At 63.6% G+C, this 17,692-nt stretch carries 15 protein-coding genes and 1 tRNA gene; 9 read left to right on the forward strand and 7 right to left on the reverse strand.

The features are described from left to right. Positions 1-2: 2 nt before the first annotated feature. Complete coding sequence (chvE, locus tag NKI79_RS06405) at positions 3-1,067, reverse strand: multiple monosaccharide ABC transporter substrate-binding protein (RefSeq protein ID WP_254816339.1); 1,065 nt, start codon at positions 1,065-1,067, stop codon at positions 3-5. 317 nt (positions 1,068-1,384) lie between these two features. Between chvE and NKI79_RS06410 the strand changes: the two genes are divergently transcribed. Continuing rightward, positions 1,385-2,374, forward strand: a complete 990-nt coding sequence (locus NKI79_RS06410) for a LysR family transcriptional regulator (protein ID WP_352475919.1) — start codon at positions 1,385-1,387, stop codon at positions 2,372-2,374. Positions 2,375-2,660: 286 nt separating this feature from the next. On the opposite strand, the gene NKI79_RS06415 is transcribed toward NKI79_RS06410, so the two are convergent. Continuing rightward, a tRNA-Gly gene (locus NKI79_RS06415) sits at positions 2,661-2,734 on the reverse strand. A gap of 92 nt (positions 2,735-2,826) precedes the next feature. Between NKI79_RS06415 and NKI79_RS06420 the strand changes: the two genes are divergently transcribed. Beyond that, positions 2,827-3,129, forward strand: coding sequence for a DUF6460 domain-containing protein (locus tag NKI79_RS06420; RefSeq protein ID WP_352800528.1), 303 nt, complete (start codon positions 2,827-2,829; stop codon positions 3,127-3,129). 3 nt (positions 3,130-3,132) lie between these two features. On the opposite strand, the gene NKI79_RS06425 is transcribed toward NKI79_RS06420, so the two are convergent. Then, a complete protein-coding gene (locus tag NKI79_RS06425; protein WP_352800530.1) occupies positions 3,133-4,035 on the reverse strand; it encodes a histone deacetylase family protein in 903 nt (300 codons plus the stop codon). A 212-nt stretch (positions 4,036-4,247) separates the two neighbouring features. Between NKI79_RS06425 and NKI79_RS06430 the strand changes: the two genes are divergently transcribed. Continuing rightward, positions 4,248-5,510 (forward strand): MATE family efflux transporter, encoded by a 1,263-nt coding sequence (locus NKI79_RS06430; RefSeq protein ID WP_352800609.1) that lies wholly within the window; start codon positions 4,248-4,250, stop codon positions 5,508-5,510. Between the two features lie 3 nt (positions 5,511-5,513). Here the strand turns inward: NKI79_RS06430 and NKI79_RS06435 are convergent, their stop codons facing one another. Together NKI79_RS06435 and NKI79_RS06440 are read right to left on the reverse strand one after the other, a co-directional pair. Continuing rightward, a complete protein-coding gene (locus NKI79_RS06435) occupies positions 5,514-6,590 on the reverse strand; it encodes a quinone-dependent dihydroorotate dehydrogenase (protein ID WP_352800532.1) in 1,077 nt (358 codons plus the stop codon). Next, a complete protein-coding gene (locus NKI79_RS06440) occupies positions 6,587-6,937 on the reverse strand; it encodes a DUF952 domain-containing protein (protein ID WP_352800533.1) in 351 nt (116 codons plus the stop codon). Before NKI79_RS06440 ends, NKI79_RS06435 begins: the two co-directional genes overlap by 4 nt. Before the next feature lie 126 nt (positions 6,938-7,063). Here NKI79_RS06440 and NKI79_RS06445 point away from each other — a divergent pair, with 126 nt between their 5' ends. Next, positions 7,064-7,495 carry a hypothetical protein gene (locus NKI79_RS06445; RefSeq protein ID WP_352644304.1) on the forward strand — a complete coding sequence of 144 codons (432 nt, stop codon included), beginning with the start codon at positions 7,064-7,066 and terminating at the stop codon, positions 7,493-7,495. A 119-nt stretch (positions 7,496-7,614) separates the two neighbouring features. After that, on the forward strand, positions 7,615-8,277 hold the full coding sequence (locus NKI79_RS06450) for a response regulator (protein ID WP_473556440.1): 663 nt from the start codon (positions 7,615-7,617) through the stop codon (positions 8,275-8,277). A gap of 3 nt (positions 8,278-8,280) precedes the next feature. Here NKI79_RS06450 and NKI79_RS06455 read toward each other — a convergent pair whose 3' ends face one another. Beyond that, complete coding sequence (locus NKI79_RS06455; RefSeq protein WP_352800535.1) at positions 8,281-11,769, reverse strand: hybrid sensor histidine kinase/response regulator; 3,489 nt, start codon at positions 11,767-11,769, stop codon at positions 8,281-8,283. A gap of 234 nt (positions 11,770-12,003) precedes the next feature. Here NKI79_RS06455 and mscL point away from each other — a divergent pair, with 234 nt between their 5' ends. Beyond that, positions 12,004-12,426 (forward strand): large conductance mechanosensitive channel protein MscL, encoded by a 423-nt coding sequence (gene mscL / locus NKI79_RS06460; protein ID WP_352800611.1) that lies wholly within the window; start codon positions 12,004-12,006, stop codon positions 12,424-12,426. Positions 12,427-12,537: 111 nt separating this feature from the next. Beyond that, positions 12,538-13,704 (forward strand): pyridoxal phosphate-dependent aminotransferase, encoded by a 1,167-nt coding sequence (locus NKI79_RS06465; protein WP_352800537.1) that lies wholly within the window; start codon positions 12,538-12,540, stop codon positions 13,702-13,704. Positions 13,705-13,740: 36 nt separating this feature from the next. Here the strand turns inward: NKI79_RS06465 and hemA are convergent, their stop codons facing one another. After that, entirely contained in the window at positions 13,741-15,018 is a 1,278-nt protein-coding gene (hemA, locus tag NKI79_RS06470; protein WP_254816350.1) for a 5-aminolevulinate synthase, read from the reverse strand. 266 nt (positions 15,019-15,284) lie between these two features. Between hemA and galE the strand changes: the two genes are divergently transcribed. Next, on the forward strand, positions 15,285-16,280 hold the full coding sequence (gene galE, locus NKI79_RS06475) for a UDP-glucose 4-epimerase GalE (RefSeq protein ID WP_352800539.1): 996 nt from the start codon (positions 15,285-15,287) through the stop codon (positions 16,278-16,280). A gap of 43 nt (positions 16,281-16,323) precedes the next feature. Further along, entirely contained in the window at positions 16,324-17,574 is a 1,251-nt protein-coding gene (locus NKI79_RS06480; protein WP_352800541.1) for a D-amino acid dehydrogenase, read from the forward strand. Positions 17,575-17,692: the final 118 nt, after the last annotated feature.

Here is a 17,692-nt window from a genome sequence, read left to right on the forward strand (position 1 = left end):
GATTACTTCAGTTCTTCAGCCTTGATGTAGCCGGAGTCGACCACCAGCGCCTGGTAGTTCGACTTGTCGACGTCATGCGGCGTCAACAGGATCGAGGGAACGACCTTGACGTCGTTGTTGTAGGTCGTGGTGTCGAGGCCTTCCGGCTTGCCGCCAGAGAGCACCTTATCGACGAGTTCGACCGTCGCCTTGGCGAGTTCGCGGGTGTCCTTGAACACGGTCGAATACTGTTCGCCGGCGATGATCGCCTTGACCGAGGCGGTCTCGGCGTCCTGTCCGGTGACGATCGGCCATGGCTGATCGGCGGTGCCGTAGCCTACGGCGCGTAGCGAAGCGATGATGCCGCGCGACAGGCCGTCATAGGGCGAGAGCACGCCATCGACGCGGCTGCCGTCCGAGTAGTTGGCGGAGAGCAGATTGTCCATGCGGGCCTGGGCGGTTGCCGCCAGCCAGCGCAGCGTGCCGACCTTGTCCATGCCCATCTGGCCGGACTTCACGACGAGGGTCTTGTCGTCGATCAGCGGCTGAAGAACCGACATGGCGCCGTTATAGAAGAAGAACGCGTTGTTGTCGTCCGGCGAACCGCCGAACAGCTCGATGTTGAACGGTCCCTTCTTCTCGGGATAACCGAGGCCCTTGAGCAGCGATTTGGCCTGGATGACGCCGACGCCGAAATTGTCGAAGGTGGTGTAGTAGTCGACATTTGGCGTCTTCTTGATCAGGCGGTCGTAAGCGACGACGACAACGCCGGCGTCATTGGCCTTCTGCAGCGCATCGCCCATCGTGGTGCCGTCGATCGAAGCGATGATCAGCGCCTTCGGTCCCTTGGTGATTTCGTTTTCCAGCTGGCTGAGCTGGTTCGGAATGTCGTCCTGCGCATATTGCAGGTCGACAGTGTAGCCCAAAGCCTCGAGCTGGGATTTGACGGCGTCGCCGTCGTTGATCCAGCGCTGCGAGGTCTTGGTGGGCATCAGCACGCCGATCAACCCTTCGCCAGCCTGCGCCGGCAGCGTCATGGCCGCGATGCCTAGGGCCGCGACGGCGGCCAGTGTCTTGATAATCTTCACATTAACTCTCCCTGGTTGATGGACGCGTACCCTTGGGTTTCGTGGGCCGCGCAATCGTGCAGGAGCGCCAAAGGCGCCGCTGCCGTCAATCGATCTCCGGTATCCTCCCAATCGGCCCCGAAACTCTGGGTTCAATCGATACGAGTTTTCCCTCGTCACCGATCGTCAAGTCTCAGGACGCGCGAAGGGTGTGTCGCTTTGCCATAACTGTCAAATGCGATCTTTGATGGTTGCTATATCGAGACTGATATGGCTTAGGCTAGTGACGACGCTGCCGGATTTTGCCGGGGCGGCGGGCGTGCGAGTAGGGAAAAATCATGGCAGCGCTGCGAAATCCTGGCGGAATATCAGCCGGTTACGATGAAATCCCGGGCGATGGCGGAACCTTGCTGCGCAGCGGCTTGAGCCTGCGTCACATGCGCATGATCGCAGCGCTCGACGAGCACGGCCGGGTGAGCGCCGCGGCCCAGGTCATGAACATCTCGCAGCCGGCGGCCTCGCGCATGATCGCCGAGATGGAGGCCGTGCTCGATGTCAAGCTCTGCGAAAGGCTGCCGCGCGGCATCACGCTGACGCCCTATGGCAAGGCGTTGGCACGGCGCGCGCGATCGATCCTGCTCGAGATGCGCGAGGTCGACCGTGAGATTTTCGAGCTCAAGGCGGGCAAGGGCGGCTCGGTGTTCCTGGGGGCGGTAACAGCACCGGCGATCGAGCTGGCGGTACCGGCGATCCGCGAGATCCGGCGCCTCTATCCGCGCATCGAAATCACCATGCAGGTCGAGACCTCGAACGTGTTGGCGCGCGAGCTGATCGCCTCGCGCCACGATTTCATCATCGCCCGCATCCCCGACGACCTCAATCCGCGGCTGTTCGAAGCCCGCGTCATCGGCGTCGAGAAGGCCTGCCTGATCGTGCGCCGCGGCCACCCGCTGACCAAGGGCAAGGTGGTGCGGCTGGAAGACACCGCCGCCTATGACTGGGTTTTCCAGTCGGGCGGCTCGCCGCTGCGCCAGGCGATGGAGAGCAACTTTCTGAACCGAAACATCGCGTTGCCGGACCGCATCCTCAATACCAGCTCGCTGCTATTGACTCTGGTCATGGTCGCGCAATCCGACGCCATCGCGCCGGTTTCGATCCAGGTCGCGAAGTTCATCCAGAACCCGGAAGGCCTGGCCGGCGCCATCGATGTTGTCCAGACCGAGTTCGACATCGAGGTCAGACCCTACAGCCTGATCACGGTGAAGAACCGCGCGCTGTCGCCGGCAGCCAAGATGCTGCACGATTTCATTTTGCGAGAGGTGGGCTGAGGCTTGGAGCGAGTAGCGGGGCGCATTCCGTGGCCCCGAGCGGCGCCGGTGCACGTTGGCAATACCGAGGATGCTCAAAAAAGCCCGCCAGCAGAAGCCAGCGGGCAAAGGGTAGACATTCCGGTTGGGGTCATTCGAGGCCCCGCCGACCCTCAATGTGAAATATTCCAGGAACCGGTACATCGGCCAAACAGATGAAAGGCGGCCAGCCGGGTTGCAAAAAACTGGCTGTAAGTCCGCTGGTTTTCAACTGGCCAAAACAAGTGCAATGCACTGGGGCAAAAGCTGGAGCGGGTAGCGGGAATCGAACCCGCGCGTTCAGCTTGGGAAGCTGACAAGCTACCATTACATCATACCCGCGCTGTTCCTCCGATATCATGGCCCGGCGCCGATGCGCAATCCGGTTTGAGGGCTCGGCTTGATGCGGGGCTGTCAACTGCGTATTTCTGGGCATGTGCCCGAATCGCGGCACCCGACTGTGGAGACAGGCCTTGTCCGCACTGAACCGCTTTCTCGGCGATACGCCGCTCCGGGTGATCCTGAAGCTGCTTGTGGTGTCGTTCCTCGTCGGCTTGGTCATGAATGCCTTCGGCTGGTCGCCGATGGACGTGCTTTACGGCATCCGCAAATTCTTCATCGACCTGTGGAATTTGGGCTTCCACGCCATCGACCGTTTCCTCGGCTACATCCTGCTCGGTGCTGCGATCGTCGTGCCGGCCTTCATCCTGCTCAGGATCGTCAATTTCAGGAAGTGAATTTCAGGCGTATTCCGCAGCCACCTCGAACAGGATGGCGTGGCGTGCGGCGAGTGCTGCGACATCCGCCGAATAGCCGCCGCCGATGACCCCGCACACCGGGATATCGAGCGTGCGGAAATGGCGGATCACCATATCGTCGCGGGCGCGCAGCCCGTTATCCGTGAGCGACAACCTGCCGAGCCGGTCCTCGACATGGACATCGACGCCGGCATTGTAGAAGACGAGATCCCAGCGCCTTCGCGCCGACAGCTCCGGCAGGATGGCGTTCAGCCGCTTCAGATAGGCTGCATCGCCGGTTCCGTCGGGCAGGGCGATGTCCAGATCGGAGGCGATCTTGCGCGCGGGGTAGTTGCGGTCGCCATGCATGGAGAAGGTGAACACGCCCGGCTCGTCGCCCAGGATGTCGGCCGTGCCGTCGCCCTGATGCACGTCGAGGTCGACGACCAGGATGTTTTGGGCAGCAGCTTCGGCGAGCAGCACCAGCGCGGCAACGGCTACGTCATTGAAGGTGCAGAAGCCGGCGCCTTGCGCGCGCCGCGCATGATGGCTCCCGCCGGCGGTGTTGCAGGCGATGCCGTTCAGCAAGGCCAGCCGCGCTGCCAGCACCGTGCCGGCCGTTGCGAGCTGCGCCCTCAGCGAAACCCGCTGTCCAATGGGGAAACCGATCTCGCGCTCGATCCTCACCGGCACTTCGCAGGCAAGCACCTGGTCGACATAGTCTGCCGCGTGGGCAAGCTTCAGCCATGATGGCCGCGCCGCCTCCGGCATGTTGAGCGCTTCGGGCTGCGCCAGGCCGCGCGCCCGCAAGGCATCCATCAGCAGCGGATATTTGCTCATCGGGAAGCGGTGGTTGACGGCGAAGCCGGCGTCGTAGTCGGGATGATGAACGATCTGTAAGGGCATGGAACGGGCGGTGCGCCAGAGGCGGGTTTCGGTTGACCATAGCGGGGTGGATGGTTGCGCGAGGTCCGCAAATTGGGGCACATCGGCCAGCCGATCAAGCCGCAACAGGAAGCAACACGCGTTTGGAGCAGGCTTTACCCACCGAAGCCCACGCCACCGAAGCCAGGGCCTTCGTCGTCACCAACCGCTCGGTGCTCGCCATCGCCGTGCCGATGACGCTTGCCTATCTGACGACGCCGTTGCTCGGAATCGTCGACACGGCGGTGGTTGGGCAGTTCGGCGACGCCGCCCTTCTCGGCGGCCTGGCGGCCGGCGCCCTGATCTTCGACGTCGTTTTCACCACCTTCAATTTCCTGCGCTCCGGCACCACCGGCCTCGTCGCCCAGGCCTTCGGGCGCGGCGATGCGCTGGAGGAGCAGGCGGTGTTCTGGCGCGCCGTGCTGATCGCGGTCGTCGCCGGCGTCGTGCTTGCCGCGCTTGCGCCGCTGGTTTCCGCCGCCGGGCAATGGTTCATCGGCGCCGAACCGCGCGTCAGCGCGGCGATGGACGTCTATATCCGCATCAGGATGCTCGCAGCACCGTTCTCGCTGATCAATTACGCCATCCTTGGCTACGTACTTGGGCGCGGCGAGGGCGGGCTTGGGCTGATGCTGCAATTGATATTGAACGGCATCAACATCGCCCTCTGCTTCCTGCTTGGCCTGGAGCTCGGCTGGGGCGTTGCCGGCGTTGCCTGGGCAACGGTCACCGGCGAATTCGTCGCCATGCTGCTTGGTCTCGCCATTGTCGGCCGGCGCTTTTGGGCAGCGCCCACGCTGCCGCGCCACCGCGTCCTCGATTTGCCGTCATTCCTGCGCATGATGTCGCTCAATCGCGATATCATGATCCGCTCCTTTTCGCTGCTCGCCGCCTTTGCGCTGTTCACGCGCCAAGGCGCGCAGTTCGGCACGCTGACGCTGGCCGCCAACGCCGTGCTGATGAACCTCTTCTTGGTTGCCGGCTATTTCCTCGACGGTTTCGCCACTGCCGCCGAGCAGCTCGCCGGCCGCGCCATTGGAGCGCGCGCCGCCACCGCCTTTAACCAGGCGGTGCGGCTGACGCTGCTTTGGGGGCTCGGTCTGGCGGGCGCGGCGACGCTCTTCTTCCTGCTGGAGGGCACCGATCTCGTCGCCCTGATCACGACCTCGACGGACGTTCGCGCCATTGCCGACATCTACTTGCCATGGGCGGCGTTCACCGCGCTCAGCGGCGTGCTGGCTTTCGAGATGGACGGTGTCTTCATCGGCGCAACATGGTCGCGCGACATGCGCAACATGATGCTGGTGTCGTTCCTGTCGTTCAGCGCCGCCCTGCTGATTCTGGTGCCGGCCTTCGGCAATCACGGCTTGTGGGCGGCGTTGCATGTCTTCCTGCTGGTACGCGGCTTCAGCCTGCTCGCCATATTGCGGCTGCGGGTGCGCACCGCCTTTAACTGATCGCTAAAGCGGTTTCACCGCCCATTGATCGAGGCGGCTGTCGCGAAGCTCGCGCAGCGACTTCAGCCCTTGACTGTCCATGAAACGGGCCATGCCGGAAAGAATGCGCCCCGGCAGCGCGGGCCCAGCATAGATCATGCCGGTATAGAGCTGCACGAGATCGGCGCCGGCGCGGATCTTTTCCAGGGCCGTCTCGGCGGAATCAACGCCGCCGACGCCGATGATAGTGGTATCCGGGCCAAGCAGTTTTCGCATCCTTGCCAGCACGATGGTCGAGCGCTCGAACAAGGGTTTCCCCGAAAGACCGCCGGCCTCGCCGGCAAGGCCGGCGTTGCGCAGGCCGGATCGCGCGATCGTGGTGTTGGAGACGATGAGGCCGTCAATCTGCTTCTCGGTGAGCTCGGCGGCGATGTCCTCCAACTCGGCCTCGACCAGGTCCGGCGCGATCTTGAGGAAGACGGGTGGTTTCGCGGATGCTGCCGCACGCGCGGCCATGACACGCGACAGGAGTTCGCCAAGCTGTTCGCGTGCCTGCATGTTGCGCAGGCCCGGCGTGTTCGGCGAGGAGATGTTGATTGCCAGATAACTGGCATATCGCGCAAACCGGACCACGCCGCGTTCATAGTCACTGACGCGGTCGGTGCTGTCCTTGTTGGCGCCGATGTTGACGCCGACGATGCCGGCACGGCCCATGCGGGCGGCAAGGCGCTTTTCCGCGGCGTCGTGGCCCTCATTGTTGAAGCCCAGCCGATTGATCACCGCCCCGTCCGAAGGCAGCCGGAAAATGCGCGGCTTCGGATTGCCGCCCTGCGGCAGCGGCGTGATCGTGCCGACCTCGGCGAAGCCGAAGCCGAGGCCGAGCAGCGCGTCCGGCACTTCGGCATTCTTGTCGTAACCCGCCGCCATGCCGAGCGGGTTCGGGAAATCGAGTCCGCAACGGCTGACCTTTAGCCTGTTGTCCTGCGGCGGACGACCGGCGACCGGCAGCCCGCATCTCAGCGCGGCGATCGACAGTCCATGCGCGGTTTCCGGATCGAGCGTGAACAGCAGTTTCTGGCCGATCTGGCCGAGCGCGCTCATTCGGCCTCCAGCGCCGGGAATTCATGCTGCCCGTCGGCGCCGAGCGGCAATGCCTGCACCGAAACGACCGCATCGAGGCCGAGTGCGTCGTAGAGATGCGGGAACAAGGCGCCGCCGCGCGAGACCTCATATTTCAGCGCATCGCCAAGGCGCGCGCCGTCGACGGCGACCAGCAGCAACCCGCCCTGGCCGACGAAATGTTTGGCCGCCGTTTCCCGAACCTGGCCGGCGGCGGAAAAATGGATGAAACCGTCGGCGACGTCGATCGGCGCGCCGGTGAATCGGCCTTCCCTTTCGGCCTCGCGCCAAAGCGCCTCGGGAACTATCTTGTAGATGATCTCGGACATGGTTGCGCTATAGTCCGAACCGACCACGCGGGGAAGGGCAGGCCCGTGTTCTTCCCCATTTCAGGTTCGTCCCCATTTCAGGCGCAAACTGTGATAGATTGCGCTGACTGGCTCATGGAGGAAAACATGCGTCTGAAACACGTCTTGATCCCCGCAGCACTGGTCTCGCTTATAGCGGCGTCGGCCTTTTCCGAGGAAGCCGATCGCTACCGGTTGGAAAAATCGGCCAATGGCTATGTCCGTATGGATACGCAAACCGGCGCCATGTCGCTCTGCGAGGAACGCTCCGGTCAGCTTGTCTGCAAGACGGCGGCCGACGAACGTGCCGCCTTCCAGGATGAGGTCGACCGCCTGCAAAATTCGGTGAAGGCGCTCGACGAACGTGTCGCCAAGCTCGAAAATTCGCTTGCCGCGCGTCTCGAATCGACTTTGCCCAGCGAGGAGGATTTCAACAAGACGATGGGTTACATGGAGCGCTTCCTGCGTAGCTTCATGGACATCGTCAAGGACATGGACAAGGACGAAGACGGCGCCAAGCCCAATTCGCAAAAGACCTAGGCAATTCGCAAAAAGACCTGGGGCGGGAATAGCAAGCCGGCCACGCCGAACAGCAGGCTTGGCGTTATGATCGTTCATATCCTGCAAGGCGGAAAATCGCCAACGGGATTCGGGGAGGGATATCACCGTTGGGCTACACATTCGTCATTGCCGACGATCATCCGCTTTTTCGCGGTGCATTGAGGGAGGCACTCGCGGGCATCGGAGACGTTGCCGCCATTCACGAGGCCGGCGATTTCGAAAGCGCCAAGGCGCTGGTCCTGGCCAATGAGGATGTCGATCTGGTGCTGCTCGATCTCTCGATGCCGGGGGCAAGCGGTCTTTCCGGCCTGATCTCGCTGCGCGGCATCCATCCGGCGGTGCCGATGATGGTGGTCTCGGCGCATGACGATCCGGTGACGATCAGGCGCGCGCTCGACCTCGGCGCCTCGGGCTTCATCTCCAAATCGGCCAGCATGGAGGAGATCCGCAATGCGGTGCAGTCGGTGCTCGCAGGTGATATCGCGGCACCCGCCGGGGTCGATCTCGGCGTCGAGCGCGATCCCGAGATTTCCGACCTGATCAAGCGGCTGCAGGCGCTGACCCCACAGCAGACGCGCGTGCTCGGCATGCTGGCCGAGGGACTGCTCAACAAGCAGATCGCCTATGAGCTCGGGGTCTCCGAAGCGACGATCAAAGCGCATGTCTCGGCTATCCTGCAGAAGCTCGGCGTCGACAGCCGCACCCAGGCGGTCATCCTTTTGTCCAAAATAGGCAGCGACCCGCTGCAGACGGCCGGCTGATCCCTATTCGGCCGCCGGTGCCAGCGGCCTGACCCTGGCCATCATCGAGCGCAGCATCGCCGGTTTCAGCGGTTTGCTGATCACCGGCACGTCGAGCCTGCCGGCGGCGGCGCGAACCTCGCTGGAGCGGTCGGCGGTGACCAGCACGGCCGGCAGGTCCTCGCCATGGATCGCACGCAACTGGGCGATCAATTCGAGGCCGGTCCTGTTGTCGAGATGATAGTCGGCAAGCACGATGTCCGGCCGATGCATGCCGGACCTGTCGAGCTCCTCCGCGCCGGAAAGCGTGTCGACGCTGCAGCCCCAGCCCTCAAGCAGGAGCCGCATGCCGTCGAGGATGCGGGCGTCGTTGTCGATGCAGAGCACGTTGAGCCCGGTAAGCGAGGCCGCGGCACGGGCAGGCGGCTTCGCCTCGGCCTCGCGTCGCGGCGCCTGCACGGCCGCCACAGGCAGCAGCACGGAAAAGCGTGTGCCCTTGCCGGGGTTGGAGAAGATCCGGATTTCGAGGCGCAGGACGCGGGCGATGCGGTCGACAATGGAGAGCCCAAGGCCAAGGCCTTCCGCCTCGCGCGCGCCCTCGTCCAGCCGGGTGAATTCGCGAAACACGGTGTTCAGCTTGTCGCCGGCAATGCCGATGCCGGTGTCGATCACCTGGATCTCGGCCAGTTCGCCGCGCCGCCGCACGCCGACCAGGATACGGCCACGGCGCGTATACTTGATGGCGTTGGAGACCAGGTTCTGGATCAGGCGGCGCAGCAGATTGCGGTCCGTCATCACGCTGAGCGACGACGGCATGATCGAGAGCTCGAGCTTCTTTTCGGCGGCAAGCGGCCGGAAGTCGTTACCGATCTGGCGCAGCAGCCCGTCGAGGCCGAAGGTCGTATCGTCCGGCTTCATCGCGCCGGCATCGAGCCGCGAAATGTCGAGCACCGCGCGGAGGATGGTCTCGACCGATTCCAGCGACGATTCGATGTTCATCGCCGCCTTGCCGGCAGGCCCCTTGCCGGTCTTCTCGATCAGCGACGAGCAATAGAGGCGGGCGGCGTTCAACGGCTGCAAGATGTCGTGGCCGGCGGCAGCTAGGAAGCGGGTCTTGCCGAGATTGGCCTCCTCGGCCAGCATCTGCGCCTGCGCCAGCTCCTCGTTGACGCGGGTGAGCTCGGCGGTGCGGTTCTTCACCCGCTGTTCCAGGGATTCGTTGGCGCGCTTAAGCGCCAGATCCTGCTCGACGCGTCCGGAAATGTCGGCGTAGGTGGCGACGATGCCGCCGTCCGGCATCGGGTTGGAGCGCAATTCGAGAATGCGCCCGCTGGTCTTCAGTTCCATCTGCCACGGGCTGACGAAGCTGGTCAGGCGGTTCAGCATGGTAACGCGTTGATCTGCCGGTATATCGCCGCGCTCGGCAAGGTGGCGCAGGATACGATCGAGTGAGACGCCGACCTGGCCCATCTCGTCGGGCAGGTCGAACAGCGCCCGGTACTGGCGGTTCCAGCAGATCAACCGAAAATCCCGGTCGAAGACAGTGATGCCCTGTTCCATCTGGTCGAGCGCGATCTGCAGCAGGTCGCGATTGTGTTGCAGCGCCTCTGTGGCGTCGTCGAGCAGGCGGAAGGCGTCCTTGGATTCGCGGTCGTTGCGGCGCAGCAGCAGCGACAGGATCAGCCGCGCCGAAGAGGAGCCGACGGCACTGGCCAGAAGCTGCTCGGAGAAGCGGATGACATCCATGCTGGCCTGCTCGTTGCCGTGCAGTGAAGTGCCGCTGCTCTTTTCGAATGACTGGAAGGACCGCTCGGTCCGTTCGACACCAAGATAGCGCGCGATCGTGTCCTTGAGGTCGTTGACGGTGATGGTGGTGCGGAAGCGGCGCAGGCTCGGCAGCGGCCCCGCCTCGCGCGGCACGAAGATCGACGCCTGGATGCGTTCCAGCGGCACCGACGCCCGCGACAGCGAACCGAACACAAAAAACAGCGTGTTGATCGACAGGCTCCACAGCACGCCATGGTTCAGCGGCTCGGCGACGGTGCCGAACAGGGCTTGCGGCCGCAACGCATCTAAGCCGAACAGGCCGTGGACGAGGATGCCGGTATCGGGCGCGACGAGCGAGGGAAGCAGCAGCGTGTAGCTCCAGACGACGATGCCGGCGACCATGCCAAGTGCGGCACCCCGGCCGTTGGCGCCGCGCCAGACCAGGCCGCCGATCATTGCCGGCGCGAACTGCGCGATCGCGGCGAACGACATCAGGCCGATCGAGGACAGTCGCGCGTTGTTGGTGCTCTCGCGGTAGTAGAGGAAGGCGATAAACAGCATGACGAAGATCGCCGCCCGCCGCACATTTAAGATGAGCGTCGACCAGTCCTCGTTCTCGGAGGTCGTGGTCCGCAGCAATCGCCTCACGAACAGAGGAATGACCAGATCGTTGGAGATCATGATCGACAGCGCGACGCTTTCGACGATCACCATTGCGGTCGCCGCCGACAGGCCGCCGATGAAGGCGGCCATGGCCAGAACGTCATGGCCGCTGAACAATGGCAGCGACAGCACATAGAGATCGCTGCTGGTTCTCGTGCCGACCAGTTCCAGGCCGGCCAGCGCGATCGGCAGCACGAACAGGTTGATCGCCACCAGATAGAGCGGAAACACCCATGTCGCGGTGCGCAGCTCGGCCTCGCTGCGGTTTTCGACGATGGTGACGTAGAACTGGCGCGGCAACATGAGGATGGCAAAGCCGCTCAGGCATGTCAGCACCAGCCAGGTAGCGAGCGAGGTGTTGTAGCCCATCGCCTGGCGCACCTGCGTGTTTTCGGCGAGCCGGTCGAACATGTCGCCTGGCCCGCCGAAGATCAGGAACGTGACCATCAGGCCGATCGCCAGGAAGGCGGCGAGCTTGACCACCGTTTCGACTGCCACAGCCAGCACCAGCCCGTCCTGGTGCTCCGTGGCGTCGGCATGGCGCGTGCCGAACAGCACCGCGAACAGCGCCAGCAGCATGGCCACGACCAGCGAGATGTCGCTGACGAACGGATCGAAGGAGGGCGGCGCGCCGGTATAGTGCTCGACCATCAGGCTGACCGAGCCGGAGATTGCCTTCAATTGCAGCGCCATATAGGGCACCGCGCCGATGGTCGCGATCAGTGTGGCGATCGCCGCGACAGCAAAACTCTTGCCGTAGCGGGCGCCGAGAAAGTCGGCGATCGAGGTGATCTTCTCGGTCTTGGCCAGCCTGACAATGCGCTGCAGCAGCGGAAAGCCGAACACAAACACCAGCACCGGTCCGATATAGATGCCGAGGAACTCGAGGCCGCGCTCGGAGGACAGCCCGACCGAGCCGAAGAAGGTCCAGGAGGTGCAGTAGATGGCAAGGCTGAGCGCATAGATGAAGGGCCGGGCGCGGCCGGGGCCGGATGAAGTCGAGCGCCGGTCGCCCAGGCTGGCGATGGCAAACAGCAACGTCACATAGGCAATCGCGATGATGACGATAAACCAGCCCTGCACGCCTCGAACTTCCTCCCTGTGCCGGTTTTGGATCGGCTTGATCAGACGCAATCACAGCTTGGCGATCAAGTCCATCGCGGCTTTTGGCGTATTATATCGGCTGCCTCGGGCAATCGTGACCGGCTGAAACCAGCTTTTGATCCTGTTGCAACCGCAGGTTTTTGCTATTCTGCCTGCAGGTCGGTGCCGGGGGAGCGGACGGCAGAACGGTCGGTCAGGACAAGGAGGAGTCAAATGCTGAAAGAGTTTCAGGAATTCATTTCCAGGGGCAATGTGATGGACCTGGCTGTCGGCGTCATTATCGGCGCTGCTTTCAGCAAGATCGTCGACTCTCTGGTCAACGACATCATCATGCCGGTCATCGGGGCGATTTTGGGCGGATTGGACTTCAACAACTACTTTCTGCCCTTGTCCTCGGCTGTTAACGCCACATCGCTGGCGGATGCGAAGAAACAGGGGGCGGTTTTCGCCTATGGCAGCTTCATCACCGTGGCGCTGAACTTCCTTATCCTCGCCTTCATCATCTTCCTGATGGTCAAGGCGGTGAACAATCTGCGCCAGCGGCTGGAGCGCGAGAAACCGGCCGCCCCGGCTGCCCCGCCGCCGCCCGATGTCGCGCTGCTCACCGAAATTCGCGATCTCCTCGCCAGAAAGTAGCGCCTGCGGCAACTTTCTGGACCAAGACCCTGGTCGCTTGCGGCCGGGGTTTTCTGTTTTCGTCCGCCCTGAAACACGCTAGCAGTCGAGCAAACGAAAACGGACCTATCCATGACCTTGATCGATACCTTGCGCGCCGAGGCTCGGGCGGCGCCTGAAAGCGGCATTGTCGCCGTCATGAACCGTGGCCGCGGCCGCGACGGCATGATCCCGCTCTGGGCCGGCGAGGGTGACCTGCCGACGCCCGCCTTCATCACCGATGCCGCCGCCAAGGCGCTCGCCGACGGCGAAACCTTCTACACCTGGCAGAGAGGCATTCCCGAACTCAGGCAGGCGCTCGCCCGCTACTACACCAGGCATTTCGGCAAGACTTTTGCCAACGAAGAATTCATCGTCACCGGCTCCGGCATGCATGCCATCCAGCTGGCCATCGACGCGGTGGCCGGCAAGGGCGACGAACTCGTCTACCTGTCGCCGGCATGGCCGAACTTCGCCGCCGCCGCAGGCGTCGCAGGCGCCGTGCCAGTCGCGGTCACGCTCGATCAGTCGGGCAATGGCTGGTCCTGCGATATCGACAAGATCGCAGCGGCGATCACACCAAGGACCAAGGCGCTGTTTGTCAACACGCCGTCCAACCCGACCGGCTGGACCGCCGACAAGGAGACGTTGCAGGCGATCCTCGATCTTGCCCGCCAAAGGGGTCTGTGGATTATCGCCGACGAGATCTACTCGCTGTTTCATTACGGCCACGGCCGCGCGCCGTCGTTCATCGACATCATGGCCGATGAGGACCGCATTCTGTTCGTCAATTCTTTTTCCAAGAACTGGGCAATGACCGGCTGGCGCATCGGCTGGATCAAGATCCATCCTACCTTGCAGCAGGTGTTCGAAAACCTGGTCCAGTATTCGACTTCCGGCGTTGCCCAGTTCATGCAGCGCGGCGCCGTCGTTGCGCTGGATGAGGGCGATGCCTTCATCGTCGAGCAGGTGGAGCGGGCGAGGGCGGCGCGCGACCTGGTCTGCGGTATTCTTGCCGAAACCGGCCGGGCGCGCTTCACCGTGCCGCAGGGCGCATTCTATCTGTTCTTCGCGGTCGACGGCGTCACCGAATCCCGTGCCGCCGCCTTCGACATGGTCGACCGCGCCAATGTCGGCCTGGCCCCCGGCACCGCCTTCGGCCCCGGCGGCGAAGCCTTCCTCAGGCTATGCTTCCACCGCCGCCTCGACCAGCTCGAAGAAGCCGCGCACCGGCTGGCGAAATGGATGACGAGTGTGTGAGCTGCCTCGAAGCCCGAGTAGAGTTTCAAACGGGCTTCACCCGCCCGACTTCGGCACCAGCAACGGAATGACGCGGTCGCTCTTGGCTACTGAAGGCCGGCCGGCCGAACCGTAGGGAATCCCCAACGCGTCCCATGTCTCGACCAGCGCGTCCTGCAGGGAAGCAATCAGCGCGTCCGAATGGAACGGCGTAGGCGTGATGCGCAGCCGCTCGGTGCCGCGCGGCACTGTCGGGTAGTTGATCGGCTGGATATAGATGCCGTGCACACCGAGCAGGCGGTCGCTGGCCATCTTGCAGAGCTCGGGATCGCCGACCAGAAGCGGCACGATGTGGGTAGGCGATTCCATCACCGGCAGGCCGGCTGCGGCCAGCACTTGCTTGGTCCGTGTTGCCTGACGCAGCTGCGCGTCGCGCTCGGCCTGCGAACGTTTGAGATGGCGGATCGAGGTGGTTGCCGCTGCAGCGATCGCCGGCGGCAACGCCGTGGTGAAGATGAAGCCCGGCGCATAGGAGCGCACCGCGTCGATCACCGCAGTGTTGCCGGCGATGTAGCCGCCAAGCGTGCCGAATGCCTTGGCCAGCGTGCCCTCGATGATGTCGATGCGGTCGGCCAGCCCTTCGCGCTCGGTGATGCCGCCGCCGCGCGGCCCGTACATGCCGACGGCGTGGACCTCGTCGATGTAGGTCATGGCGTTGTAACGCTCGGCGAGTTCGACGATCTGCTTGATCGGCGCGATGTCGCCGTCCATCGAATAGACGCTCTCGAAGACGATCAGCTTGGCGCGCTCGCGGCCGGCCGTCTGCAGCAGGCTTTCGAGATGTGCCACGTCATTATGGCGGAAGATCTTCTTCTCGGCGCCCGAGCGCCGCACGCCCTCGATCATCGAAGCGTGGTTGAGTTCGTCCGAGATGATCAGGCAATTGGGAAGCAGCTTTGCAATGGTCGAGATCGACGCCTCGTTTGAAACGAAGCCGGAGGTGAAAACCAGTGCCGCTTCCTTGTCGTGCAGGTCGGCAAGCTCCAGTTCGAGCTCGACCAGCGGGTTGCTGGTGCCGGAGATGTTGCGGGTGCCGCCGGCGCCCGACCCCATCTTGCCTGCCGCCTTCTGGAACGCGGCAATGACGTCGGGATGCTGGCCCATGCCGAGATAATCGTTGGAGCACCAGACGGTGATTTCCTCGGCGCGGCCATTGGCGCGCCAGATGGCGCGCGGGAATTTCCCGACGATACGCTCAAGGTCGGCGAAGACGCGGTAGCGACGCTCTGCATGGAGCTGGTCGATCGCTTCCTCGAAAAACCGCTGGTAGTTCATGTCGCCTTCCCAATTTTGCGCGCGATCATAGTCATTGGCCCATTCGTCGTCCACTTGGCCTTTTTGGTCAAAATGCCACGCCCCGAGCCTGTTCCTAACGACCACGGAACGTGGCCTATTCCCTTGATGTGGATCAATCTTGTTTCAGGACAATGCCACGCGCCGATGAGACCGGTTACCGCAGGTTCTAATGGCTCGGCGGCAGGTTTTCCAGTAAGGCGACGATTGAGACAAGTTCCGACAAATCATGAATAGCGAGGATGCGGATGACGGTTTTGGTGACAGGCGGGGCCGGCTATATCGGTAGCCATATGGTCTGGGAATTGCTGGACACGGGTGACAGCGTCGTCGTCCTCGACCGGCTTTCCACCGGCTTTGAATGGGCAGTGGCTCCGGAAGCAAAGCTCGTCGTCGGCGACGGCGCCGACAGGGAACTGGTTGCCTCGATCATCCGCGACAATAAGGTCGACGCGATCATCCATTTCGCCGGCTCGATCGTGGTTCCCGAATCGGTCGCCGACCCGCTTGCCTATTACGAGAACAACACCTGCAAGACGCGCACCTTGATCGAGACCGCGGTGCGCGAAGGCGTGCCCAATTTCATCTTTTCCTCGACCGCCGCCGTCTATGGCGGCGCCGGCCTGGAGCCGGTACGCGAGGATGCCCGGCTTGCGCCGGAATCGCCCTATGGCCTGTCCAAGCTGATGAGCGAATGGATGCTGCGCGACGCGGCGATTGCCCATGGGTTGCGCTATACGGCGCTGCGCTATTTCAACGTCGCCGGCGCCGATCCGAAGGGCCGCACCGGCCAGTCGACGCCCGGTGCCACGCATCTGATCAAGGTCGCCTGCGAGACGGCGCTCGGCAAGCGCTCCTTCATGCAGGTGTTCGGCACCGACTATCCGACGCCGGACGGCACCTGCATGCGCGACTATATCCACGTCAGCGACCTGGCGGCGGCGCATCGGCTGGCGCTGCAGCGGCTGCGTGCCGGCGGATCGAGCCTGGTCGCCAATTGCGGCTACAGCCACGGCTATTCGGTGCTCGAGGTCATCGACAGCGTCCGCCGCGTCTTCGGCCATGATTTCGAGGTACGGATGGGCGATCGCCGCGCCGGCGACGCCGCCGCGGTCGTCGCCAATTCGGAGCTGGCGCGCGGCGAGCTCGGCTGGACCCCGCAGCGCGACAACCTCGACCAGATCGTTGCCGATGCGCTTGCCTGGGAGCGCATCCTGACCAGCAAGAATTCGGCTCTGGGGTGAAGTGGGCTCTCCGCAAAGTTTGGTTCAGCGCGCTGGGGGCGGAATGAAAATCCTGGTGCTTGGAGCCGGCGTCGTCGGTACGGCGGCGGCCTATTATCTGGCCAGCGACGGCCATGAGGTGACGGTGATCGAGCGCCATCCGGCGGCGGCACGCGGCACCAGCCGGTCGAATGCCGGCCTGGTGTCGCCCGGAGACGCCACCGCCTGGGCCTCGCCAGCCGCGCTGAAGACGTTCCTGCGCGGCCTCTACAACCACGATCTCGGCATCAAGGTGCGGCTGCGCTTCGATCCGTATTTTTTCGCCTGGAGCCTGCGCTTCCTGCGCCAGTGCACGCATAAGCGCATGCGCGCCAACACCGACGTCAAGCTGCGTCTGGCGCTCTATTCGCGCGACTGCATCAACGCCGTCTCCGCCGAAACCGGCATCCACTATGACGAGCGCAAGAAAGGCATTCTCTATTTCTTCCGCTCGCAGCAAAGCTTTGATACCGGCACCGACAATTATCGCTATCTCGGCGAACACGGCCTGCCGATCGAGATCGTCGGCCGCGACCGGCTGGTCGAGCTCGAGCCCGGCCTTGCCGCCGCCAAGGACAAGATAGCCGGCGGCGTCTATTCGCCGATCGACCAGACCGGCGACTCCAGCCAATTCACGCAGCGCCTCGCTGCCTATGCCGCCGAAAAACTCGGCGTCCAGTTCCTCTACGGCACGACGGTCGAAGGCCTCGACATCGACGGCGGCCGCGTGCGCGCGGTGATGACCTCGGCCGGCCCGGTGGCCGGTGACGCGGTGGTTATTTCCATGGGGCCGGAGAGCGGTCTGCTCGGCCGCCGCTACGGCATCGATCTGCCCGTCTATCCGGTGAAGGGCTATACCGTGACTGTTCCGCTGGAAGATGAAAGCAAGGGGCCGATCATGGGCGGCGCCGACGAGGACCGGCTGATCGGCTATTCCAGGCTGGGAAATCGGCTGCGCATGTCCTCGACGGCCGAGTTCACCGGTTTCGACCGCACGTTCAAGCCGCGCGATTTCAACTCGATCCTGAACACCGGCAAGGACCTGTTCCCCGGCGCCTTCGACGAGAGCAAGGCCGAGCTCTGGGCCGGACTTCGCCCGATGATGCCGAACTCCGTGCCGGTCATCGGCCGGGCGCGGTACGACAATCTCTACCTCGACACCGGCCACGGCCATCTCGGCTGGACCATGGCCTGCGGTTCGGGAAAGTTCCTCGCCGACCTCGTTGCCGGCCGCAAGCCGGAGATCGATCCGCAGGGATTGCTCTACGCGGGCTAATGCATGTCGCGCAAAAGTGTGCAGCGGTTTTGCGATAACGACATGCATTAAAAACAAGAACCTAAAGCGCATCGCATGAGGCCGATCGAACGCGATGCGCTTTAGGCATCTCCGAACA

The sequence above is a fragment of the Mesorhizobium sp. M0340 genome, from assembly GCF_040321535.1.
In the GTDB taxonomy this organism is placed as follows: Bacteria; Pseudomonadota; Alphaproteobacteria; order Rhizobiales; family Rhizobiaceae; genus Mesorhizobium.